Below are 21696 nucleotides of genomic sequence, written 5' to 3'. Positions count from 1 at the left end.
CTGTTGGCGGCGCCCGCAGTCACTTACGAGAGGGCACTCCTTCGCCAGCAGTCACTGCTAAAACACAGCTGGTAACAGGGCGATAGAAAAAGGCTATAAATTCGATAGCCTGCTATTTTTCTAGCATGGTCTACCCTCATTTCAGACGTCTGAAAAACAAGGGGGGATTTTTTATGCTCGCTAAACTTCCGCCGGCCTTACAGAATCTGCATCTACCGCTTCGTTTGCGGCTCTGGGATGGCCATGAGTTCACGCTCGGTGCCGATCCCAGCGTCACGATTGTGGTCAAGGACCCTCAAGTGGTCGCGCAATTCACCCACCCCAGCCTGGATGCACTGGGTGCAGCGTTTGTCGAAGGCAAACTCGAGCTTGAAGGCTCTATCAATGAAGTCATTCGTGTATGTGACGAGCTGAGCCAGGCCCTGGTGGACGAAGACGACAGCAACTTGCCGGTGCGTACTGTCCACGACAAGGAAACCGACGCCAAGGCGATCTCCTATCACTACGACCTGTCCAATGCGTTTTATCAGCTCTGGCTCGACAGCGACATGGTGTATTCATGCGCTTATTTCGAGACCGGCAGCGAAACCCTCGAACAAGCGCAACAAGCGAAATTCCGCCATTTGTGCCGCAAGCTGCGCCTGCAACCCGGAGACTATCTGTTGGACGTTGGCTGTGGCTGGGGCGGGTTGGCGCGTTTCGCGGCGCGGGAATTCGGAGCCAAGGTGTTTGGCATTACCCTGAGCAAGGCGCAGCTCGCCCTGGCTCGGGAGCGGGTCAAGGCTGAAGGCCTGGAAGATCAGGTGGAGCTGCAGTTGCTGGACTATCGGGACCTGCCCAAGGACGGACGTTTTGACAAAGTGGTCAGTGTCGGCATGTTCGAACACGTGGGGCACGCCAACCTGGCCCAGTACTGCAAGACGCTGTTCGGTGCCGTCCGTGAAGGCGGCTTGGTGATGAATCACGGTATCACCGCCAAGCACACCGATGGCCGTCCGGTAGGGCGCGGGGCGGGCGAATTCATCGAGAAATACGTGTTTCCCAATGGTGAGTTGCCGCATCTGTCGATGATCTCTGCCGAAATCAGCGAAGCCGGGCTGGAAATCGTCGATGTAGAAAGCCTGCGCATGCACTACGCGCGCACCCTCGATCATTGGAGCGAGCGTTTGGAGGACAACCTCGAAGCTGCGTCCAGGGAAGTGCCGGAGCAGGCCTTGCGAATCTGGCGGCTGTATCTGGCGGGCTGCGCCTACGCGTTCGCCAAGGGCTGGATAAACCTGCACCAGATTCTCGCGGTCAAGGCCCATGCCGATGGCAGCCATGAATTGCCTTGGACTCGCGACGACATCTACACGCCTTAAAGAATCGGCGAAATGAGCCGGGCGATTCGCATGCCGATTTTTTGCAGGCGGTGGGTCTCCCGGCTTTCTTGTTTGGCCACTTCGTGGGCTTGGGCAAAATCCTTCTCGAGCATTTGCTCCACTTCGCTGGCAAACGCGATATCAACGGTCAGCAGCATGACTTCGAAATTCAATCGAAACGAACGGTTATCCAGGTTCGCACTGCCGATCGCGCTTATTTCCTGATCGATCAGTACGACTTTCTGGTGCAGGAATCCTGGCTCATAACGAAACACCCGGACGCCGGCCAGCACCGCTTCGAATGCATAGAGGCTGGACGCCGCGTAGACGATTTTGTGATCGGGCCGCGAAGGTAGCAGGATACGCACATCCACGCCGCGCAAGACGGCCAGGCGCAGCGCCGCGAAAACCGCTTCGTCAGGGATGAAGTAGGGCGTGGTGATCCAGATTCGCTCGTTTGCAGCGTGGATCGCTTCGACGAAAAACAATGAGCAGGTTTCCTGCGCGTCCGCCGGACCGCTGGCCAGCAGTTGGCAGAGCACGCCGCCATCCGGATAGGTGTCTGGCAGGATCAATGGCGGCAATGAACGGGCGGCCCAGAACCAGTCTTCCGCAAAGGATTCCTGCATGCTCGCCACCACGGGGCCGCGCACTTCGACGTGGGTGTCGCGCCATGGGGCCAACGGAGGCTTTTCGCCCAGGTATTCGTCGCCCACGTTGTGACCACCGACAAACCCCAGGACGCCGTCCACGGCCACGATCTTGCGATGGTTGCGGAAGTTGACCTGGAACCGGTTCAACCAACCGCTGCGGGTGGCAAAGGCTTTCACATGGACGCCGCCGTCGCGCAGTGCCTGGACATAACGGTGGGGCAGGGAGTGACTGCCGATACGGTCATAAAGCAGGTATACCGCCACGCCCTCGGCTGCTTTCTTCAACAGTAACGCGTGCAAGCGTTGGCCGAGACGGTCGTCATGGATGATGAAGAATTGGATCAGAATGGCTTCCCGCGCACTTTCCATGGCCTGGAAAATCGCCTCGAACGTGGCGTGGCCATCCACCAGCAGCCGCACCTGGTTATTCGCCAGGCAAGGCGCGCGTCCGAGCTTCGGCATGGCGCGCAAGGAAGCATAAGCGTGAGACGCGCGGGCTGTGAGCGCCTCTTCGACCCAAGGCCGCCAGTTCAGCTCGGAGATCGCCTTGCGCATCTCTTCGTTGGCCTGTCGTCGCGCCTTGATGTAACCGTCGAAAGTACTGCGGCCAAAAACCAGGTAGGGAATAAGCGTCAGATAAGGGATGAACACCAGTGACAGGGCCCAGGCGATCGAGCCTTGGGCGGTTCGCACGGTGAGTACCGCATGGACCGCAGCGATGGAACCGAGGGTGTGGAGCAGCGCGATCAGGTAACCGAAAACATGCGGGCCGTAATAGTCCATGGGGCAGCCGTGCTCCTGAAGTTTCAATGCTTAACAGACCATGTTACGCAACGAATGTCGCTAATTAATTCACCTGTGCTGGCCTGAACCGAAGCTTGCGGGCAGCGTCTAACGGCCACTTGTCCTCTGGAGTTTTTGCGATGAAAGTTCGCCTGCTGGGTTTGGCCTTGGCCATTGGTTTCTCGGTTCCTGTAGCGGCTCATGCGCAGATGCTTCAACCGGGCCTGTGGGAACTGACGACAAGCAACATGAAGGTCGATAACCAGAATCTGCCTGACCTGCAATTGATCCTCGGCCAGTTGCAGAACCAGATGACGCCCGAGCAGCGAGCGATGCTGGAAAAGCAAGGCATCACCATGGGTGGTAAAGGTATTCGGGTATGCCTGACGCCGGAGCAAGTCCAGACCAACGACATCCCGCTGCAGGATCCGCAGTCAGGGTGCAAGCAGCAGATCACCGAGCGGACCGGCAACCAATGGAAGTTTCGCTTCAGTTGTCCGAAAGCCCAGGGCAGCGGCATCGCGACCTTCCAGAGTGATCGCGAATTCACCACCAAGGTCAATGGCACGTTCAACGCCACGGGCATCCAGCAGAACGGTAGCCTGGATACCCGCGCCGTGTGGCTGGGGCAGGATTGCGGAACGGTCAAGCCGAGGGCTTGATTTCAGGGCTGGCTCAATGCTTCGTACAGGGTGTTGAGGTTGTACTCGAACAGGCCGGTAAACGTGCTCGCGGGTCCGCTGGCGGCGAGGGCGTCGGAGTACAAGGTGCCGCCGATGTGCGCGCCGCTTTCATCGGCAATTTGCTTGAGCAGGCGTGCGTCCTTGATGTTTTCCATGAACACCGCTTTGACTTTGGCCTGGCGGATTTGCGTGATCAAGGCAGCCACTTCGGCAGCCGATGGCTCGCGTTCAGTGGACAAGCCTTGCGGTGCCATGAAATCGATGCCGTAGGCTTGGCCCAGGTAACCGAAGGCGTCGTGAGAAGTGACGATCTTGCGATTGCCGGGTGGCAAAGCGCTGAACTTCGCCTTGGCTTCGGCGAGTAGGGCATGGATCTTTTTCAGGTACGCCTGGCTGTTACGTTCGTAATCGGCCTTGTTGGCCGGGTCGGCTGCTTCCAATGCCTTCGTGATGTTTCCGATGTAGAGCACGGCGTTGGCAAGGTTGTGCCACGCATGCGGGTCTGGGATGGTCTCCCCGTCTTCGTCCAACGAACGTGGAATCACGCCACGGCTGGCACTGATTACCGGCGCGGTGGTTTCGGTGCTGGTGACCAGGCGATCCAGCCACGGCTCGAAGCCCAATCCATTCTTGATGATCACCTTGGCTTTCAGCAGCGCCTTGGCATCGTCTGGGGTGGGCTCGTAGGTGTGTGCATCGGCGTCGGGACCGACCATGTTGACGATCTGAACGTGTTCGCCGCCGACCTGTTGGGTCATGTCGGCAAGGATGCTGAAGCTGGTGACAACCTGCAGCTTTTCGGCAGCAGGGGAGGACATGGACACCATCAAGCTGAATATCAGGAGCAGGGCGCGCATCGGCAAAACCTCATTGGGATGTGAGCAAAGGCGGGCGGCGCAGCAAGCCATGCACCGGACCGAATACTACGGACAGCAAATAGAGCACGCCCGCCATCAGTACGATGGCCGGTCCGCTGGGCAGCGAAAAGTAGAAGGACAGCAGTAGGCCCAGCCACACTGAAAGGCAGCCGAACAGTGCGGCCAAAGCCATCAGGGTCGGCAGGCGGCGGCTCCAGAACCGCGAAGCCGCGGCAGGCAACATCATCAGGCCCACAACCATCAGTGCTCCGATGGCCTGGAAGCCGATCACCAGGTTCAACACCACAAGTGTCAGGAACACGCCGTGGGCCAACGGACCCAGACGACTGACTGTCCGCAGAAACAAGGGGTCCAGAGTATCGAGCAACAGCGGGCGATAGATCAGCGCCATTGCACCCAGGCTTGCGGCGCAAACCCAGAGCATGCCGGTGAGTGTCGGACTGTCTACTGCCAGTGCGGAACCAAATAACAGGTGCAGCAAGTCCAGGCGTTTGCCGGCCATGCCGAGAATCAGTACGCCGGCCGCCAGGGATATGGGATAGATCGCCGCCAGGCTGGCGTCCTCTCGCAGTCCAGTGCGGCGGGTAATCCACGCTGCGAGCCCGGCCATGCTCAGGCCGGCCCCCAGGCCTCCGACGGTCAGGGCAGGCAGGCTCAAGCCGGCGAACCAGAACCCGAGCGCTGCGCCCGGCAGGATGCCGTGAGCCACGGCATCGCCGATCAGGCTCATCCGCCGCAGAATCAGAAACACCCCTAGTGGAGCCGTGCTGCACGCCAGTACCAGTCCGCCCAACAACGCCCGGCGCATGAACAGGAAATCCAGGAAGGGCTGCCATAGGTGGGTTGCGCTGAGCATCAGGCGACCTGCGTGTACTGAGGCCGTTCGATCAAGTCGACGCTGCGGCCCAATGCGCAACCTGTAGGACTGATCAGCAAGGTGTGGGGAACATGCCGATGTACCGCAGCGAGGTCGTGACAGACCACCATTAAGGTCCGACCTTCTCGGTGCCATTGGTGAATATGTTTCCACAACAGCGCCTGGCCCATTTCGTCGAGCGCAGCATGAGGCTCGTCGAGCAGCAGGACGGGTGCCTCGGCCAAGCTCAACCGGGCGAGCAGGGAACGCTGTAGCTCACCACCCGACAGAGCCATCAGCGGGCGATGTTCGAGGCCGCTTAGATTCCAATCGTCCAGGACGGCCTTGAGTCGCTGGTTTCGAGTCGCAGGATTTTGTCGAAGGCCCCATGAGCCTGCTGCAACCAGCTCTTGCAGGCTGATCGGGAAATGCCGGTCCAAGTGTTGTTGCTGGGGCAGGAATGAAACACCGCCGCGCCGAGGCACATTCAATGAAGCTGTTCCCGATAGCGGCTTTTGCAACCCGGCCAGCACTTTTAAAAGGCTGCTTTTTCCGGAGCCGTTGGCGCCGATGATGGCGGTCAGGCTGCCTTCAGGTCGTTCCATGTCCAGCGGGGGCGTGAGCGGTTGACCCGGCGCACCCCATCTCAAGGCTTGGCAACGAATCATGAGGCCTCCCGGACCCAGTGACTCTGGGCGACGGCATCGTGGGCATGGAGGCTTTCAGCGTGAACCACCCGCACGTCAAATGAGGAGATCCAGGGCATCTTTTGCAACGCGACGTTCAATCGACGCGCAGCGTCTTCACAGAACATCAGGTTCTGGCCGTTGGCCAAGGCAAAGGCTTGTTCGTCCGCACGCTTCACGGCGGTTTGTACAGCGGTGCCCAGGGCAGCCTCGGCCTCGTTGATCAGAGCCAGCCATGGTAATTCACGGATATCGGTGTTCAGCCGCACTTTCAAGGTGGCGAGGCTGCGTTGGCTATGAGGGGTAGCGACGATGCCTTTTGATGAGCCCAGCCAAGCGAGCACGTCGGCATGCTCGAGCGCTTTGTTTGCAAAATCCTCGATGAATTGTTGCTGAATGAGCTGACGCGCGAGCGCTGCCGAGCAGGGACAGGTGGATGAATACGGAACTTGAATCTCAAGTTCCACGTGGAACATCGAATCGTCCAAGTGAGCGTCCACCTTGGTGGGGTACAGCTTCCACCCAGCAAGAGGGCTGATCAAGGCGGAGCGTTTGTACATGAGATCCGTCTTCAGGCTAAGCGAGGCGCGCCGGGACAATCCCCCATGGCTATCAAGGAAGCTCTGTAAAATCTGTCGTAAAAGAGACGGCGAAAGTGGGGAGTTTTCGAGCGGCTCCAGCGCCAGATACAAGCGTGACATATGGATGCCACGAGCTTCGCCATCATCGAGGCTGACGCCCGCGTCAGCAGTTGCGCTCAAGCGTTGACCGTCGATCAACAGCGGTACAGCAATGCCGCACATGCCGACCCAATCTAGCGGCAAGTTCTGGCGAGATGCCTGTGCCGCGACGTCTGGCAGAGTTAACGCATTCATCTTGAAGGTCCAGAAGAGGTTCGCTTGAATGTTATAGTATAACAATAAAAGCGACGAGGCCTTTTTCATGAATGCTTTTTCATGGGCAGCGTTCCACGTGAAACATCAGCGTTTCGGTTGCTCGCACCCGCTCATACGGCCGCATACAAACCGGCCACCGCCCCCGCCGGAGCTGGAAAAGCGATTGATAGTGGTCCAACCCACGCGCCGGCTATATCCAACCCAGGCTTCGCCATCAGAAGCGAAGCCGGTGAAAAACGTCAGCTGACCATAACGGCTATTTGTCTGGGACCAATAGCGCCGTCCGGTAGCCTCAAAACCTCGTAAATAAAAGGTATTTCCTGCCGTGAAAACGCTGTAGGCATTGCCTTGTGCATCGACGCACGCGAGCAGATTGGCGCTGCGCGTGCAATTGGCCGGCGTGGGAGGGTGAGCCGAAGCACCCACTGAAAATAGCAATAACAGCCCTATCGGCAAAAGATTCGAAAAGCTCGGCATACGGTGTCGCCCATGGAAATCGTTTGGTCAGCTTGCACTGTTATACTATAACATGTCTATCGACCAGCCTTTCATCGAACCAATGCCTGAAGACTCCCCGTGAATAACGGCGTCCCAACGAGGATCCTCTGATGACCAAGCGTCTCCCTGTGACCGTGCTTTCCGGATTTCTCGGTGCCGGAAAAAGTACCCTGCTTAATCACGTCCTGCGCAATCGGGATAACCTTCGCGTTGCCGTCATCGTCAACGATATGAGCGAGATCAACATCGATGGAAGCGAAGTCCAGCGAGACGTCAGCTTGAGCCGGTCGGAAGAGAAACTGGTGGAAATGAGCAACGGATGCATTTGTTGCACGTTGCGTGAGGACTTGCTTGAAGAAGTCGGGCAACTTGCCCGGGAAGGGCGCTTCGATTATTTGCTGATCGAATCCACAGGCATCTCCGAACCGTTGCCGGTGGCCGAAACCTTCACGTTTCGTGACGAGGAGGGCCGAAGCCTGGCCGATGTGGCGCGGCTCGACACCATGGTGACGGTGGTCGATGGGGTGAATTTCCTGCTGGATTATCAGGCCGCGGAAAGCCTGGCGTCACGGGGGGAAACTCTGGGCGAGGACGATGAACGCTCGATCACCGACCTGCTGATCGAACAGATCGAGTTTGCCGACGTGATTCTGATCAGCAAGATCGACCTGATCAGCCAACACGAGCGGGAAGAGTTGACCGCGATTCTGCAGCGTCTCAACGCCCAGGCGCAGATCATTCCAATGGTCATGGGTCAGGTACCGCTGGGCCGTATTCTCGACACCGGCCTTTTCGACTTTGAGCGCGCCGCCCAGGCGCCTGGCTGGCTACAGGAACTGCGTGGCGAGCATGTACCTGAGACAGAGGAATATGGCATTGCCTCGACCGCCTACCGGGCACGTCGGCCGTTTCATCCCCAGCGTTTCTTCAACTTCATCGACCGTCCGTGGCCAAATGGCAAGCTCCTGCGCTCCAAGGGGTTCTTCTGGTTGGCCAGCAAACCTGAGGAGGCGGGGAGCTGGTCCCAGGCCGGCGGCCTGATGCGCCACGGATTTGCCGGGCGCTGGTGGCGGTTCGTACCAGAAAACCAATGGCCGCAGGACCAAGAGAGCACAGCGGCCATCATGAAGAACTGGTCTGTAGTCACCGGCGATTGCCGTCAGGAGCTGGTGTTTATTGGCCAGGACATCGACTTTGGTCAACTCACCGCCGAATTGGACGCCTGCCTGCTCACCGACCAGGAATTGGCCCTTGGTGTCGAAAGTTGGCGGCTATTGTCCGATCCATTCGGCCCATGGCATGAAGAGGCGGTAGCGTGATGCTGGCGCCGAGTCTGAAAAGGGCATTGCAGGTACAGCAGGTCCAAGGCGATACACCGGAGATACTCACGAAGATCCTGGACGACGGCACCAACCTGGCGGTCTGGCAACGTCAGCTTCCCGCGCACATCGGCGATTTCGCGGCACTGGTACTTGCGTTGGACCAGCCATTGACCGAATCACGGGTGCTCGACTTGCCGGATGATGACGCCCAGCCAGCGCTGCAAGGCCTGGCTGCAGGCTTCAGCGACCTGCACGGCTATGAAGGCTTTATCGCCGACGTCTCTTGGCTGGTTTGCGCATTTGCTTGCCTGTTGGGGGCGCAACGGGTCGGTCTGCGTCTTCGCACGTTGGACAAGGCCATGTGCCCGCGCTTTCACGTTGATCACGTACCGGTGCGGCTGCTGACCACCTATGGGGGCGTCGGCAGCCAGTGGCTCAAGGAGGGCGTCATGGATCGCCAGCGCCTGGGGCAACCTGAGGCCGAACCGGTGGATCCACAAGTGATCGAGCAGTTCTGTTGCGGTGATGTCGGCTTGCTTAAAGGCGAGAAATGGCACGGCAACGAGGGGTTTGGCCTGATCCACCGCTCACCGGAACCCGCCCCGCAAGAGCGTCGCCTGATTCTCACGCTGGACTGGTTGGCTTAAGGCTTATGCCAGGTGCCCTGGCTTTGCCCTTCGCAAAATGGCTGTAGGTAAGCGGCATCGGTCGCCACGCCGTAGTAGTGAATATCCTGGCGGTAAGGCATATTGGCGACCTGAGCGTTGCGGCAAACGCCGAACGCGCCGCCGGGGCACTGATCGACGTATTGCACCTCGACCTTCTGGCCGGCCAGGTTTGGCTGGCAGAAGCCATCGGCAAACAGCTTCTGCGGAATGTTGCGGTTCTGCTGGCAGACTTTCACATCGAGCCGCTCCGCCTGGCTGTGAACCACGCAAGCCTGGGCCAGTACCTGGTTCGACGTCATCGCCAGTAACAACCAGCCGATCATTCGCATGTTCACCTCCATCGAAAGCCGTCGATTATGTTGCAGCACATCCCCACTCATGTCATAGCCGGCCCTTTGGGCGCCGGCAAGACCAGCCTGATCAGGCATCTTCTGGCCCAGCGCCCGGCCAGCGAGCGCTGGGCGGTGCTGATCAACGAGTTCGGTCAGATCGGCCTGGATGCCGCGTTACTGACCCAGGCTGGCGATGGTATCGCACTGGGCGAAGTGGCCGGCGGTTGTTTGTGCTGCGTCAACGGCGCGCCGTTTCAGATCGGTCTTGGGCGTCTACTGCGCAAGGCTCGGCCGGATCGGCTGTTTATCGAACCCTCGGGCCTCGGCCATCCGGTGCAGTTGGTGCGGCAGCTGAACGAAGCACCCTGGCTTGGTGTACTGGCGGTGCAACCCTGCGTGCTGGTGTTGGATGCCCAGGCGATGGCGGACGGCAAGCCGTTGCCCGATGCGCAGCGACAAACCCTGGCGGATGCCGGACTGCTGGTGCTGAACAAATCCGAGACCCTTACGCAAGCCGACCGGGAACGGCTGGCGATGCAACTGCCAGGACGGACGCTGTACTGGACGCAGCACGCAGCGTTGCCGATCGACCAATTGCCTGGCCTGGCGGCTCGGGGCAGCGAGGCTGTGGATAACTTGAGCCTGCCCAAAAGCCTGGGTCGAATGGCGGCCATATGGACCGACCCGGCGGTGCCGATCCGCCTGTATCAGCAGCAGGAGGGCGGCTGGAGTATCGGCTGGCGCTGGCACCCCAGCCAGCAATTCGACACAGCGGCGCTTACGCATTGGCTAACAGATCATCACTGGAAGCGCGCGAAGATGGTTATCCACAGTGCCGACGGTTGGGTTTCCGCCAATGCATTGGAAGCGGCGGCACTGCAATGGCAAGCCAGTGAACGGCGCGAAGACTCGCGGATCGAGCTGATATTCGACCAGCCGCAAGACATTGATCGCCTGCAAACGGGTCTGTTGATTGCTCGGTGCACCTGAATCAGCTTTGCTTCAAGGCTTCCATTTGTTGTGCTCCTGACGCCACTGGCTCAGTTCGATGACTTCAGCTCTGGGCCGGGTCTGCACCGGCTCAACTGGCGTGGGCGGGGCCTCTTCGAAGGGCATCGGGTAGGGAGCCAGTTCGATATGCGCGCTGTGGGCACCGAACTGAGTGATGGTGCCGGTATGACGGGTCTCGCCCGTCACTGTGAATTCGAAATTATAGATACGTGCCAGGCGCCGCCGTCCGTTGGCGTCCTTGACGAATCCGATCTTTCGCAGCGCCACGTTGCCGTCCAGCAGCTCGATCTTCAGGTTGGCGCAATGTTGCATGACCCTCGCCAAGGCTCGTTCGCGCAAGCCATGGTTGTGCCACAGCCAGGCGCCGCCGGTAGCCAGCAGCATCAGCACGAAAATGTTTCCAAGGGTCAGCATGAACGAAGAGCTCCAACAAGTTGCCGTCAGCTTAACTGTGTCGCCGGTCTGTCGTACAGGCTGCGTTTAGTCGCATACTGCGCGGCTTGAATTTCAATCGTTTTACGGACATTTCCCGCATGAAACGCACGCCCCATCTGCTTGCCATACAGTCCCACGTGATATTCGGCCATGCCGGCAACAGCGCCGCCGTGTTTGCGATGCAGCGGGTCGGCGTAAACGTGTGGCCGCTCAATACCGTGCAGTTTTCCAATCACACCCAATACGGGCAGTGGGCCGGTGAAGTGCTCCCGCCGGACCAGATACCGCTGTTGGTAGAGGGTATCGCGGCCATTGGCGAGCTGGGCAATTGCGACGCGGTGCTGTCCGGTTATCTGGGTAGCGCAGCCCAGGGACAGGCGATCCTGTCGGGTGTGGCGCGCATCAAGCGTTGTAATCCCAAGGCGTTGTATCTGTGCGACCCGGTCATGGGGCATGCGGAGAAGGGCTGCATTGTCGCGCCCGAGGTGGGCAGGTTCCTGCTGGAAGAGGCCGCTGCCGTGGCTGACATCATGTGTCCTAACCAGCTGGAGCTGGACAGTTTTTCCGGCCGCAAGGCGCAATCACTACTCGACTGCCTGGCGATGGCCCGTGCGCTGTTGGCCCGTGGCCCGAAAGTCGTGCTGGTCAAGCACCTGGCTTATCCCGGCAAGCCCGAAGACAGCTTCGAGATGCTGTTGGTCACGGCTGAAGGCAGCTGGCACTTGCGCCGTCCATTGCTGGCGTTCCCCCGCCAACCGGTCGGAGTCGGCGACCTGACGTCGGGGCTGTTCCTGGCGCGGATACTGTTGGGGGACAGCCTGTCGGCAGCCTTTGAATTCACCGCTGCGGCCGTGCATGAGGTGCTGTTGGAAACCCAGGCGTGTGCAAGCTACGAATTGCAGCTGGTCCGCGCCCAGGACCGTATTGCCCATCCGCGCGTGCGATTCGAGGCCATGCCGATCAGCCTTTGATCGCTGTGGGAGCGAGCTCGCTCCCACCTTGATTTCGACGGCGGGTTACGGCCCGTCCGCCTTGATTTCCTGATAACGCCTCTCCAGTTCCTGGCGAATCTGGCGACGTTGCTGCGCTTGTTCGTAGCGGCGCTTCTCTTCGCTGTTCTGCGGTTGCAGCGGCGGGACGGGCGCGGGCTTGCGCTGGTCATCCACCGCTACCATGGTGAAGAAGCAGCTATTGGTATGGCGAACCGAGCGCTCACGAATGTTCTCGGTCACGACTTTGATGCCCACTTCCATCGAGATATTGCCGGTGTAGTTCACCGACGCCAGGAAGGTAACCAACTCGCCGACATGAATCGGCTCGCGAAAAATCACCTGGTCTACCGACAATGTCACCACGTATCGGCCGGCATAGCGGCTGGCACAAGCGTAGGCCACCTCATCCAGGTACTTGAGCAAGGTGCCGCCATGGACATTGCCAGAGAAGTTGGCCATATCGGGGGTCATCAACACCGTCATCGACAGCTGGGCGTTTCCGGGTTCCATAACGTTCTCACGGTTCAAGGCAGCAGTTTCGAGGGCGCGCCTCTGCGGGCGCTGGAATGTGGTGAGCGGGTTCAAACCACTCATATCGGGACGCTGCGCCACGACTTGCCGTCACGCTTGGGTGGATCTGTTTCCATATATTGCACCGTCTTTTCGTAAGAAGTCCCGGTGTTAACCTGCAAAAAACCCGTCATGCCGGGTATTCCTACAAAAGAAACGGACGTACCCGACTTCACCTGGAGTCGTTTCGACAAGGAGCCCCACAATGCACGCCATCAGTTTCATTCAAGACCTGGCGATCATCTTGCTGGCGGCCGGGTTGGTCACCGTACTGTTCCATCGTTTCAAGCAACCGGTGGTGCTGGGCTACATTGTCGCCGGCTTTATCATCGGCCCGCATACGCCGCCGTTCGGCTTCATTCACGATGAAGAAACGATCAAGACCCTGGCCGAGCTCGGCGTGATCTTCCTCATGTTCTCCCTGGGCCTGGAGTTCAGCCTGCGCAAACTGTTCAAGGTGGGAGCCACGGCGTTTATCGCTGCGTTCCTAGAGATCGTATTGATGATATGGATCGGCTATGAAATTGGTCGCTGGTTCGACTGGAGCGCCATGGACTCGCTGTTTCTCGGCGCGATCCTCGCGATTTCCTCAACCACGATTATCGTCAAAGCCTTGAATGACCTGAAGATGAAAAACGAGCGCTTTGCGCAGTTGATCTTCGGGGTATTGATCGTCGAGGACATTCTCGGCATCGGTATCATCGCTTTACTGTCGAGCATCGCTGTCAGCGGCACCGTAAGCTCCAGCGAGGTGTTTTCCACGGTCGGCAAGCTGTCGCTGTTCATGATCGTCGCGTTGGTCGTCGGCATCCTGCTGGTGCCGCGATTGCTGGCGTACGTGGCGAAGTTCGACAGCAACGAGATGTTGTTGATTACCGTACTGGGGCTTTGTTTCGGCTTCTGCCTGCTGGTGGTAAAGCTGGAATACAGCATGGTGCTTGGGGCGTTCCTGATCGGTGCGATCATGGCCGAGTCTCGACAATTGCTGAAGATCGAGCGATTGGTGGAGCCTGTGCGCGATCTGTTCAGCGCAATATTTTTCGTGGCTATCGGGCTGATGCTCGATCCGGCCATTGTGCTTCAATATGCGTGGCCGATCGCAGTCATTACCTGCGCGGTGGTATTGGGCAAGATATTTTCTTGTGGTCTCGGCGCCTTTGTCGCGGGAAATGATGGACGCACCTCTCTACGAGTCGGGATGGGGCTTTCACAGATTGGCGAATTTTCTTTCATTATCGCTTCGTTGGGGATGACCCTGCAGGTGACCAGCGATTTCCTTTATCCGGTCGCTGTGGCTGTCTCGGTGCTCACGACATTGTCGACCCCTTATCTGATTCGGGCCGCTGATCCGTTGTCGGTCAGATTGGCGTCGGCAATGCCGCAGCGATTGACGCGCGTGCTGGGCATGTATGGAGAATGGTTGCGCAGCATCCAGCCACAGGGTGAGGGAGCCATGCTGGCTTCCATCATCAGGCGCATCATGCTGCAGGTGGGTGTCAACCTGGCATTGGTGATCGCGATTTTTGTCTCGGGGGGGTATTTTGCCGAACGAGTGTCTGCCTATCTGCAAGACTGGATCAGCGATCCGAGCTGGCAGAAAGCGTTGATCTGGGGCGGCTCGCTGTTCCTGTCGCTACCGTTCCTGATCGCGGCGTACCGCAAGCTCAAGGCGTTGTCGATGCTGCTGGCGGAAATGGGTGTAAAGCCGGAGATGGCCGGCCGCCACACCCAGCGCGTGCGTCGCGTGATCGCCGAAGTGATTCCGCTCCTTTCGCTGCTGGTGATTTTCCTGCTGCTGGCAGCCTTGTCAGCCAGTATCTTGCCGACCAACAAGCTGCTGGTATGGATCGCAGTGGTCGCGATTGCCTTGGCGGCCCTGCTTTGGCGCTGGTTTGTCCGCCTGCATACACGAATGCAGGTGGCCTTGCTCGAAACGCTGGACAATCACAAGGGATCGTCCGGGCATTGATCAGCGCCGGACGCTAGAGCATCAACTTTCCAACCAGACATCCCTTGCCCAGTGCCATACCGATTCCCACGTTTCCTCGGCGATCAGCTCCTCTTCTGCCTGCCATAGCACTACGGTGCCGTCTTCTTCGACACAGTAGTAGTCATCGCCGTCCTGGCAGATCGGAATCAGGCTTCGATCAACACCGGCATCCCAGGCATTGGCGGCCACATCCGGCAGGTAGGTATGGGACTGCGGATCGGTAACGGTCACCGGCTCCAGGCTGCCGTAGACGACATCGCTGACGGTGAGCAAAAACTCCCGGAACACGAACGGGATATCGATGAACAGCTGCTCTTCGATTTCCACCAGCAAGTCTTCGTCGGGCAATTCCAATGGAACCGGTACGGGTTCGTTGGCTTCGCGTAATTGTTCGATGATTTCTTCCACGTCCGGGATCCTCTTTCTCGATGGCGCGGTTTTATAGGGCGGTTTATACAGTAGCCCGCTGTAGATGCAACCGCGAAATAGAAAACCCCGGCAAGTGCCGGGGTTCTTTTATTTCAACCTGCGAAACGCGCAAAGGTTCAACCGTTCTGGCGGATACCTGCGACCAGCCAAGGCTGGTTTTCGCCTTGGGCACGTTCCATGTTCCAGCTTTCGCTGAACGCTTCACCTTGGTCGAAGCGAGAGTCTTTCGACACGCCGACGAAGGTCAGGGTGGCGATAGTCTTGTCGGCGCGATCGTCGACGCCTTCGAGTTGTATCTGGAGGTTGTCGATGTAGGTGGACTGATAGCCATCACCCAACTCGGCCCGCTCGCGCTTGAGGAACTCCAGCAATTGCGGGGTGACGAACTCGGCGATCTTGTCCATTTCGTTTGCGTCCCAATGCTGCTGCAGGGACATGAAATGGCTGCGTGCCGCTTCGATGAAGCGTTCTTCGTTGAACCAGGCAGGTGCGTTGATCACCGGGCGCGCCACTGGAGCAGCCGCGCCACCGAAGATCGAGCCACCGGCAGGTTGTTGGTTGAACACTTCACGCTGCATCGGCGCATGGCCGGCCGGAGCGAATTGCTCCTGCTGCTTGCGACGACGGGCTGCGATGAAACGGAAGACCAGGAAGGCAATGACCGCCATGATCAGGATGTCGAAGATCTGCATGCCCTGGAAGCCGTCGCCCATGAACATGGAAGCGAGCAGACCACCGGCCGCGATACCGGCCAGGGGGCCGAGCCAGCGCGAAGCGCCGCTGGCCTTGGTGGCCGCGCCAGCAGCACCTGCCGCGCCCGCGGTGGCGGCAGTGGACCCGGCGGCAGACGACGGCGCCATCTGGCTGGTCTGATGAGTCGGGGCTGCGCCCGAACTTTTACCACCGCCAAAACGCTTGGCGGCATTGGCGTCGATGGCCATCGTCAGGCCGATGCACAACGCCATGGCGATGCTAAGAAAACGTTTCATATAAAGGCATTCCCATTTGTGGATAGCACGCGCGCCATGTTGCACAGGTGAACTGTTGCTGGCTAGCAGCAGAGTGTTTCGGGCTTTTGCGTGACAGCCAAGGTTCAGGTTCGGCTCGCGCAAGGAGCCTTGTTCGCTTTGGGCTGTAGGAAAGGTGAACAAGTTCTATCGGAAATATTTAATGTTTTCAGAATAATTGTGGGAGCGAGCAAGCTCGCTCCCACAAAGAGGATTACCGAGGCTTTTAGATCGCTTCCAACTTGGCATACCCCAGCATCAGCCATTTGCTGCCTTCGCTGAAGTTGACTTGGACCCGAGCCTGGGCACCGGCGCCTTCGAAGTTGAGAATCACGCCTTCGCCGAATACCGAATGTCGGACGGCCTGGCCCAGGCTGAAGCCGGTCTCCGGGATGTCGCTGCCGCCAAACAGGCTGCTGGTGCCTTGTTGCTGACTGCCGCCGAACGGTCGACTGACACTGTTGGAAAGACGTACTTCCTGGATCAGACCCTTCGGCACTTCACGTACGAATCGCGACACTTTGTTGTAGGTCTCGCTGCCATACAAACGCCGGGTTTCAGCGTAGGTCATCACCAGGTTCTGCATGGCACGCGTGATGCCGACATAAGCCAGGCGCCGTTCCTCTTCCAGGCGTCCGGGCTCTTCCAGGCTCATCTTGTGGGGAAACAGACCTTCTTCCATGCCCACCAGGAAGACGTAGGGGAATTCTAGGCCCTTGGCGCTATGCAGGGTCATGAGCTGAATGCTGTCTTCATGCTCGTCCGCCTGGGTGTCGCCGGCCTCCAGGGAGGCGTGGCCGAGGAAGGCCGACAACGGCGACAGGTCTTCATCTTCTTCGGTGTTTTCGAAGTTGCGCGCAGCGCTGACCAGTTCCTCAAGGTTTTCCACCCGGGCCTGGCCTTTCTCGCCTTTTTCAGCTTCATGGTAGGCAATCAGGCCGGACTGCTCGATGACGGTCTGGGTCATCAAGTGAAGGGGCATTTCCCCGCATTTGGCGGTCAGGTCTTCTATCAGGTCCATGAAAGCCTTCAGGGCGCCGGCGGCACGGCCGGTGACGCCTTTGTTGTCCACCAGCTGGCGCATGGCTTCCCACATCGACACATGGCTGTGACGGGCATGGTCGCGAATCGCCTCGACGGTTTTCTCGCCGATGCCCCGCGTCGGCACATTGATTACCCGCTCCAGGGCCGCGTCGTTGCCTCGTCCTTCGATCAGGCGCAGGTAGGCCATGGCGTTCTTGATTTCGGCGCGTTCAAAGAAGCGCTGGCCGCCATAGATACGGTAAGGGATCCGTTCGCGAAGCAAGGCCTCTTCAAGCACTCGCGACTGGGCGTTGGAGCGATAAAGGATGGCGATGTCGCTGCGGGCCAGGCCGGTTTTCAACGCGCTCTCGATGGTTTCCACCACATAGCGGGCCTCATCGTGTTCGTTGAACGCGGCGTAGAGATTGATCGCCTCGCCTTCGTTGCCCTCGGTCCACAACTCCTTGCCCAGGCGACCGGTGTTGTTGGCGATCAGGGCGTTGGCGGCTTTGAGGATGCCGGCGGTCGAGCGGTAGTTCTGTTCCAGGCGAATCACCTCGGCGTCGGGAAAGTCCGCCGAGTACTGGTGGATGTTCTCGATCTTGGCGCCACGCCAGCCGTAGATCGACTGGTCGTCGTCGCCCACGACCATCAGGCTGTCGCCGCCCTTGGCGAGCAGGCGCAACCACGCGTATTGAACGGCGTTGGTGTCTTGGAATTCGTCCACCAGGACATGCCGGAAGCGCCTCTGGTAATGCTCCAGCAGCCCCGGGTGGTCACGCCACAGGTCCAGCGCCCGCAGCAACAGTTCCGAGAAGTCGATAACCCCCGCACGCTGGCACGCCGCCTCGTAGGCTTCGTAGATGCTGCGCATGGTTGCCAGGAACAGGTCACCGCTGGCCTGGATATGCTGCGGGCGCAGGCCTTCGTCCTTCTGACCATTGATGAACCACTGAGCCTGGCGGGCGGGCCAGCGTTGTTCGTCCAACCCAAGTTCGCGAATCACGCGCTTGACCAACCGTTGTTGATCGTCGCTGTCCAGGATCTGGAAGGTCTGGCTCAGGCCGGCTTCCTGCCAATGGGCGCGCAACAGGCGATGGGCCAGGCCGTGGAACGTACCGACCCACATGCCAGCCGGGTTGATGCCCATCAACTGTTCGATGCGATGGCGCATCTCGGCGGCAGCCTTGTTGGTAAAGGTGACCGACAGGATCGAATGGGGCGAGGCGTTCTCGACCTGGATCAACCAGGCGATACGGTGCACCAGCACTCGGGTCTTGCCGGAGCCGGCACCGGCCAGGACCAATTGACGGCCCACGGAGGCAGCAACTGCCTGGCGTTGGGCATCGTTTAGGGAGTTCAGCAGAAGGGAGAGATCATCGCGCATCGAGGCATTCTAGGGTGCGGCGCCACCTCGGGCAAACCGAGCTTTGCATTGGCCGACAAAACACCGCCTGCGGACGACCGGTCAGTCAGCGCCCGCAAGCATCGGCGGGGCTCGGTTACGGTGGCCGGCGCGCAATTGGATCCGCGTTTTTTCAGTATTTTTATGAACCAGGGCAGTGTGGGATGGCCTTTGGCTTGTGTATGCTCGGTGATCGTTTCGGGCTCACCATGCTCCCCTGAATAAGAACAAGAACAACATTTATGACCTTCAATTCCGATCTGGCAGGCCCGCGTGTAGAGCCGCGGATTATCTGCAAGCAGTACGCCACGGAAATGGCGGTCGAACGCACCAGGTTGTTGTACCAGGGCTCGCTGCTGCCCACATTGTTCATGCTGATCAACGGTCTGGTCTGCGCGGCGCTGCTGTGGGAGCCTCAGCGCTATTTCCTGGTCAGCGTGTGGCTGGTCTGGTTACTGTCGCTGGTCGCGCTGCGGGTGATCCAGGTGGCCGCTTTCGATTCGGCGATACCAAGCCGCCAGGCCCACCCGGTCTGGTTGCGCATGTTTCTTCTGGGCTCGGCCATGACCGGCCTGACGCTGGCCGGTGCGGGCATTGCCCTGGTGCCGGCAGACAGTTTCCAGCAACAGGCTTGGGTGTTCGGCCTGATCGGCGCCGCGACCCTCTCTGCCAGTGTCGCTTACGCCGTGAGTCTACCGGCGTTCCTGTCCTTTACCTTGCCCTGTCTTTTGCCGGCTATCGCTTATCTTTTCTGGGGGCCGGACGAGCATCAACGTGGCTGGGGTTGGCTCGGGCTGGTGGTGCTGGTCTCGCTGAGCGTGGTGGCCTGGCAGGTCAACCGGCTGATACAGAACGGGATGTTGCGACGGTTCCAGAACCAGGCGTTGATCGAGCATTTGCAGCAGGCACAAAGCCGCGGCGCGCAGCTCAACGAGGCGTTGGCCCGGGAGGTCGAACAGCGTCGCTCCGCCGAGGCCCAATTGCGCACGGCGCAGGTTGGCCTGGAGGCGCGGGTAGCGCAGCGCAGCCTCGAACTGGAAGCGGCCAGCCAGGCCCTGGTCAAGAGTGAAGCGCGCCTGGCGTTGGCCCTCAAGGCCAGTGAGCTGGGGTTGTGGGACTGGAACCTGCAGACCGACGAGGTTCATCACACCCAGCTCAAGGAGCTGTTTGGCCTGGAACCTGAATACATCACGGCCATGCTCAGTCATCTCACCCCGCGCCTGCATCCCCAAGACCTTCCGGCACTCAAGCGTGCCCTTGTCGAACATCTGAAGGGCCGCAGCGAGGATTACCAGATCGAATACCGCGTGCGCCACGGCGACGGCCATTGGGTCTGGATCGAAGACCGCGGCCGGGCCGTGGAGCGCAGCGCGAATGGGCGGGTACTGCGCATGGTCGGTACGCGCCGCAACATCAGCGTCAGCAAGGAGCTGGAACAGCAGCGCCAACTGGCCGCCACGGTGTTCGAGGCCGCCAGTGAGGGTATCGTGATTTTGGATCCCAATTACGCGCTGCTTGCCGCCAACCAGGCGTTTACACGAGTGACCGGCTTCGATATCGCGGACATGCTGGGGCGCAATGTGGTTGATCTGCCTTGCAGTCGCGACGCGCGTCGGCACTATCCGGTGATTCGCCAAGCGCTCAAGCAGCACGGCACCTGGCAAGGCGAGCTGGTTGAGGCGCGCGCCAACGGCGAGCTCTACCCACAGTGGCTCCAGTTGAATGTCGTGCGGGACTCGCGGGGAAATATCAGCCATATAGTCGGTTTCTTCGCCGATCTTTCAGCGCGGCGCGAATCCGAAGAGCGGATGCGCTATCTGACCCATTATGACGAGCTGACCGGGCTGGCGAACCGCTCGCTGTTCCGTGAGCGCTTGAACGAAGCCCATCAGCGGGTGCGCCAGGGAGGACGGCGTAGCCTGGCCTTGCTGCACATCAACCTCGACCGTTTCAAACTGCTCAACGACAGCCTCGGCCATGACATCGCCGACCAGCTTTTGCAGAAAATGGCTCGGCGCCTGATCAACGCATTGCCCGAAGCCGACACCATCGCCCGGCTGTCCGGCGATGAGTTTGCGGTACTGTTCGACGCCTACGGCAATCTTTCGAGCCTGGCGCGAGTGGCGACCCGACTGGCCACCAAGCTTCGCGTGCCGGTGACGATCGATGGTCACGAACTGGTGGTCAGCGCCTCCATAGGCATCAGCCTGCTGCCGGATAACGCGCGGGAAATTTCCACCCTGGTCAGCCAGGCCAACATGGCCATGCAACACGCCAAGCACTTGGGCGGGAATAATTTCCAGTTCTACACCGACAGCCTGCAAGCCAGCACGCTGGAGCGTCTGCAGTTGGAGAACCAGTTGCGCAAGGCGTTGGAAGAACAACAACTGAAAGTGTTCTACCAACCCAAGCTATGCCTGGCGACGGGGCGTCTGAATGCCGCCGAAGCGTTGGTGCGCTGGGAGCATCCGAGCATGGGCCAGATTCCACCCGGGGAGTTTATCGGTCTCGCCGAAGAAACCGGGCTGATCGGTCCGATCGGCGAGTTCGTGCTGCGCCAGGCTTGTTGGCAGGCGTGTGAATGGCAGCGCCAGGGGCTGGAGTCCATTCGTGTCTCGGTCAACCTTTCGGTGCATCAGTTGCGCCAGGGCAAGTTGGTCAGCCTGGTGCGCCAAGTGCTCGAAGAAACCGGCCTGGCTCCGCATTATTTGGAGCTGGAACTCACGGAGAGCCAGTTGCTTGACAGCGTCGAGCACATCATCGCTACGTTCCAACAGCTGCGGGATCTGGGAGTCAAGCTGGCCATCGATGACTTTGGCACCGGTTATTCGTCCCTGAGCTACCTCAAGCGCATCCCGGTGGATTACGTGAAGATCGACCAGGCCTTCGTTCGTGGGCTGGAGGAGGGGGGCGAGGACGCGGCCATCACCCGCGCGATCATTGCCATGGCCCACGGACTGTCGCTCAAGGTTGTGGCCGAAGGTGTCGAGCGGGAGGGACAGCTTGAGTTCCTGAAGAATGAGCACTGCGACGAAGTCCAAGGTTATCTCATCAGTCGACCGGTTGGAGCCGAAGGCCTCGCCCGTCTGCTGCGGGAGCAGGGATAGGATTGGACTTGGCGTGCGCCGAGCCTGCGAGACGGCTACAAGGAGCGTCGCCCGCCAAAACAAGGGACAACAAGGTCAATTCAGTTACGTATTGGACAGGCGAAGAGCCGA

At 59.6% G+C, this 21696-nt stretch carries 20 protein-coding genes; 8 read left to right on the top strand and 12 right to left on the bottom strand.

The genetic code is table 11. The features are described from left to right. Positions 1–173 precede the first annotated feature (173 nt). Positions 174–1361 (top strand): C17 cyclopropane fatty acid synthase CfaB, encoded by a 1188-nt coding sequence (cfaB, locus tag J3Q04_RS25340; RefSeq protein WP_434608739.1) that lies wholly within the window; start codon positions 174–176, stop codon positions 1359–1361. Here cfaB and cls read toward each other — a convergent pair. Continuing rightward, entirely contained in the window at positions 1358–2797 is a 1440-nt protein-coding gene (gene cls, locus J3Q04_RS25335) for a cardiolipin synthase (RefSeq protein ID WP_434608741.1), read from the bottom strand. The genes cfaB and cls overlap by 4 nt on opposite strands. Positions 2798–2937: 140 nt before the next feature. Between cls and J3Q04_RS25330 the strand changes: the two genes are divergently transcribed. Beyond that, positions 2938–3459 (top strand): DUF3617 domain-containing protein, encoded by a 522-nt coding sequence (locus J3Q04_RS25330; RefSeq protein ID WP_420766087.1) that lies wholly within the window; start codon positions 2938–2940, stop codon positions 3457–3459. 2 nt (positions 3460–3461) lie between these two features. Here the strand turns inward: J3Q04_RS25330 and J3Q04_RS25325 are convergent, their stop codons facing one another. The 5 genes from J3Q04_RS25325 to J3Q04_RS25305 all read right to left on the bottom strand — a co-directional run bounded on the left by J3Q04_RS25325 (position 3462) and on the right by J3Q04_RS25305 (position 7273). Beyond that, positions 3462–4337: a metal ABC transporter substrate-binding protein gene (locus J3Q04_RS25325; RefSeq protein ID WP_434608743.1), complete on the bottom strand. Its 876-nt coding sequence runs from the start codon at positions 4335–4337 to the stop codon at positions 3462–3464. 10 nt (positions 4338–4347) lie between these two features. Further along, positions 4348–5214, bottom strand: coding sequence for a metal ABC transporter permease (locus J3Q04_RS25320; RefSeq protein ID WP_434608746.1), 867 nt, complete (start codon positions 5212–5214; stop codon positions 4348–4350). Next, positions 5214–5882 (bottom strand): metal ABC transporter ATP-binding protein, encoded by a 669-nt coding sequence (locus J3Q04_RS25315; RefSeq protein ID WP_420766090.1) that lies wholly within the window; start codon positions 5880–5882, stop codon positions 5214–5216. Before J3Q04_RS25315 ends, J3Q04_RS25320 begins: the two co-directional genes overlap by 1 nt. Beyond that, complete coding sequence (folE2, locus tag J3Q04_RS25310; protein WP_434611692.1) at positions 5879–6775, bottom strand: GTP cyclohydrolase FolE2; 897 nt, start codon at positions 6773–6775, stop codon at positions 5879–5881. Before folE2 ends, J3Q04_RS25315 begins: the two co-directional genes overlap by 4 nt. Before the next feature lie 105 nt (positions 6776–6880). Next, a complete protein-coding gene (locus J3Q04_RS25305; protein WP_434561536.1) occupies positions 6881–7273 on the bottom strand; it encodes a glutamine synthetase in 393 nt (130 codons plus the stop codon). A gap of 131 nt (positions 7274–7404) precedes the next feature. Here J3Q04_RS25305 and zigA point away from each other — a divergent pair, with 131 nt between their 5' ends. After that, on the top strand, positions 7405–8613 hold the full coding sequence (zigA, locus tag J3Q04_RS25300) for a zinc metallochaperone GTPase ZigA (RefSeq protein ID WP_434608749.1): 1209 nt from the start codon (positions 7405–7407) through the stop codon (positions 8611–8613). Next, positions 8613–9263 (top strand): DUF1826 domain-containing protein, encoded by a 651-nt coding sequence (locus J3Q04_RS25295; RefSeq protein WP_434608751.1) that lies wholly within the window; start codon positions 8613–8615, stop codon positions 9261–9263. The genes zigA and J3Q04_RS25295 overlap by 1 nt, the downstream gene beginning before the upstream one ends. On the opposite strand, the gene J3Q04_RS25290 is transcribed toward J3Q04_RS25295, so the two are convergent. Next, on the bottom strand, positions 9260–9613 hold the full coding sequence (locus J3Q04_RS25290) for an NADH:ubiquinone oxidoreductase (RefSeq protein ID WP_434608753.1): 354 nt from the start codon (positions 9611–9613) through the stop codon (positions 9260–9262). The two genes, J3Q04_RS25295 and J3Q04_RS25290, sit on opposite strands and share 4 nt — an antisense overlap. Positions 9614–9640: 27 nt before the next feature. On the opposite strand from J3Q04_RS25290, the gene J3Q04_RS25285 reads away from it, so the two are divergent. After that, positions 9641–10606 (top strand): CobW family GTP-binding protein, encoded by a 966-nt coding sequence (locus tag J3Q04_RS25285; protein WP_434608755.1) that lies wholly within the window; start codon positions 9641–9643, stop codon positions 10604–10606. Positions 10607–10618: 12 nt separating this feature from the next. On the opposite strand, the gene J3Q04_RS25280 is transcribed toward J3Q04_RS25285, so the two are convergent. Then, positions 10619–11041, bottom strand: a complete 423-nt coding sequence (locus J3Q04_RS25280) for a DUF3301 domain-containing protein (protein ID WP_434561546.1) — start codon at positions 11039–11041, stop codon at positions 10619–10621. 119 nt (positions 11042–11160) lie between these two features. On the opposite strand from J3Q04_RS25280, the gene pdxY reads away from it, so the two are divergent. Further along, entirely contained in the window at positions 11161–12033 is an 873-nt protein-coding gene (gene pdxY, locus J3Q04_RS25275) for a pyridoxal kinase PdxY (RefSeq protein ID WP_420766098.1), read from the top strand. 45 nt (positions 12034–12078) lie between these two features. Here pdxY and J3Q04_RS25270 read toward each other — a convergent pair whose 3' ends face one another. After that, positions 12079–12564 carry an acyl-CoA thioesterase gene (locus tag J3Q04_RS25270; protein WP_434608759.1) on the bottom strand — a complete coding sequence of 162 codons (486 nt, stop codon included), beginning with the start codon at positions 12562–12564 and terminating at the stop codon, positions 12079–12081. Positions 12565–12829: 265 nt separating this feature from the next. Between J3Q04_RS25270 and J3Q04_RS25265 the strand changes: the two genes are divergently transcribed. Continuing rightward, positions 12830–14593, top strand: a complete 1764-nt coding sequence (locus tag J3Q04_RS25265; protein ID WP_434608761.1) for a cation:proton antiporter — start codon at positions 12830–12832, stop codon at positions 14591–14593. A 21-nt stretch (positions 14594–14614) separates the two neighbouring features. Here J3Q04_RS25265 and J3Q04_RS25260 read toward each other — a convergent pair whose 3' ends face one another. The 3 genes from J3Q04_RS25260 to uvrD all read right to left on the bottom strand — a co-directional run bounded on the left by J3Q04_RS25260 (position 14615) and on the right by uvrD (position 18460). Then, positions 14615–15022, bottom strand: a complete 408-nt coding sequence (locus J3Q04_RS25260; RefSeq protein WP_003187120.1) for an SMI1/KNR4 family protein — start codon at positions 15020–15022, stop codon at positions 14615–14617. A gap of 137 nt (positions 15023–15159) precedes the next feature. Further along, positions 15160–16032 (bottom strand): Tim44 domain-containing protein, encoded by an 873-nt coding sequence (locus tag J3Q04_RS25255; protein ID WP_434561548.1) that lies wholly within the window; start codon positions 16030–16032, stop codon positions 15160–15162. 244 nt (positions 16033–16276) lie between these two features. Then, positions 16277–18460 carry a DNA helicase II gene (uvrD, locus tag J3Q04_RS25250; protein WP_434608763.1) on the bottom strand — a complete coding sequence of 728 codons (2184 nt, stop codon included), beginning with the start codon at positions 18458–18460 and terminating at the stop codon, positions 16277–16279. Positions 18461–18720: 260 nt separating this feature from the next. Here uvrD and J3Q04_RS25245 point away from each other — a divergent pair, with 260 nt between their 5' ends. After that, complete coding sequence (locus J3Q04_RS25245; RefSeq protein ID WP_420766102.1) at positions 18721–21585, top strand: putative bifunctional diguanylate cyclase/phosphodiesterase; 2865 nt, start codon at positions 18721–18723, stop codon at positions 21583–21585. Positions 21586–21696 lie beyond the last annotated feature (111 nt).

Source organism: Pseudomonas sp. D4-21, from assembly GCF_051132125.1.
GTDB lineage: Bacteria > Pseudomonadota > Gammaproteobacteria > Pseudomonadales > Pseudomonadaceae > Aquipseudomonas.
The sequence above is the reverse complement of the archived record's forward strand: the minus strand, read 5'-3'. Positions and strand labels throughout refer to the sequence as shown.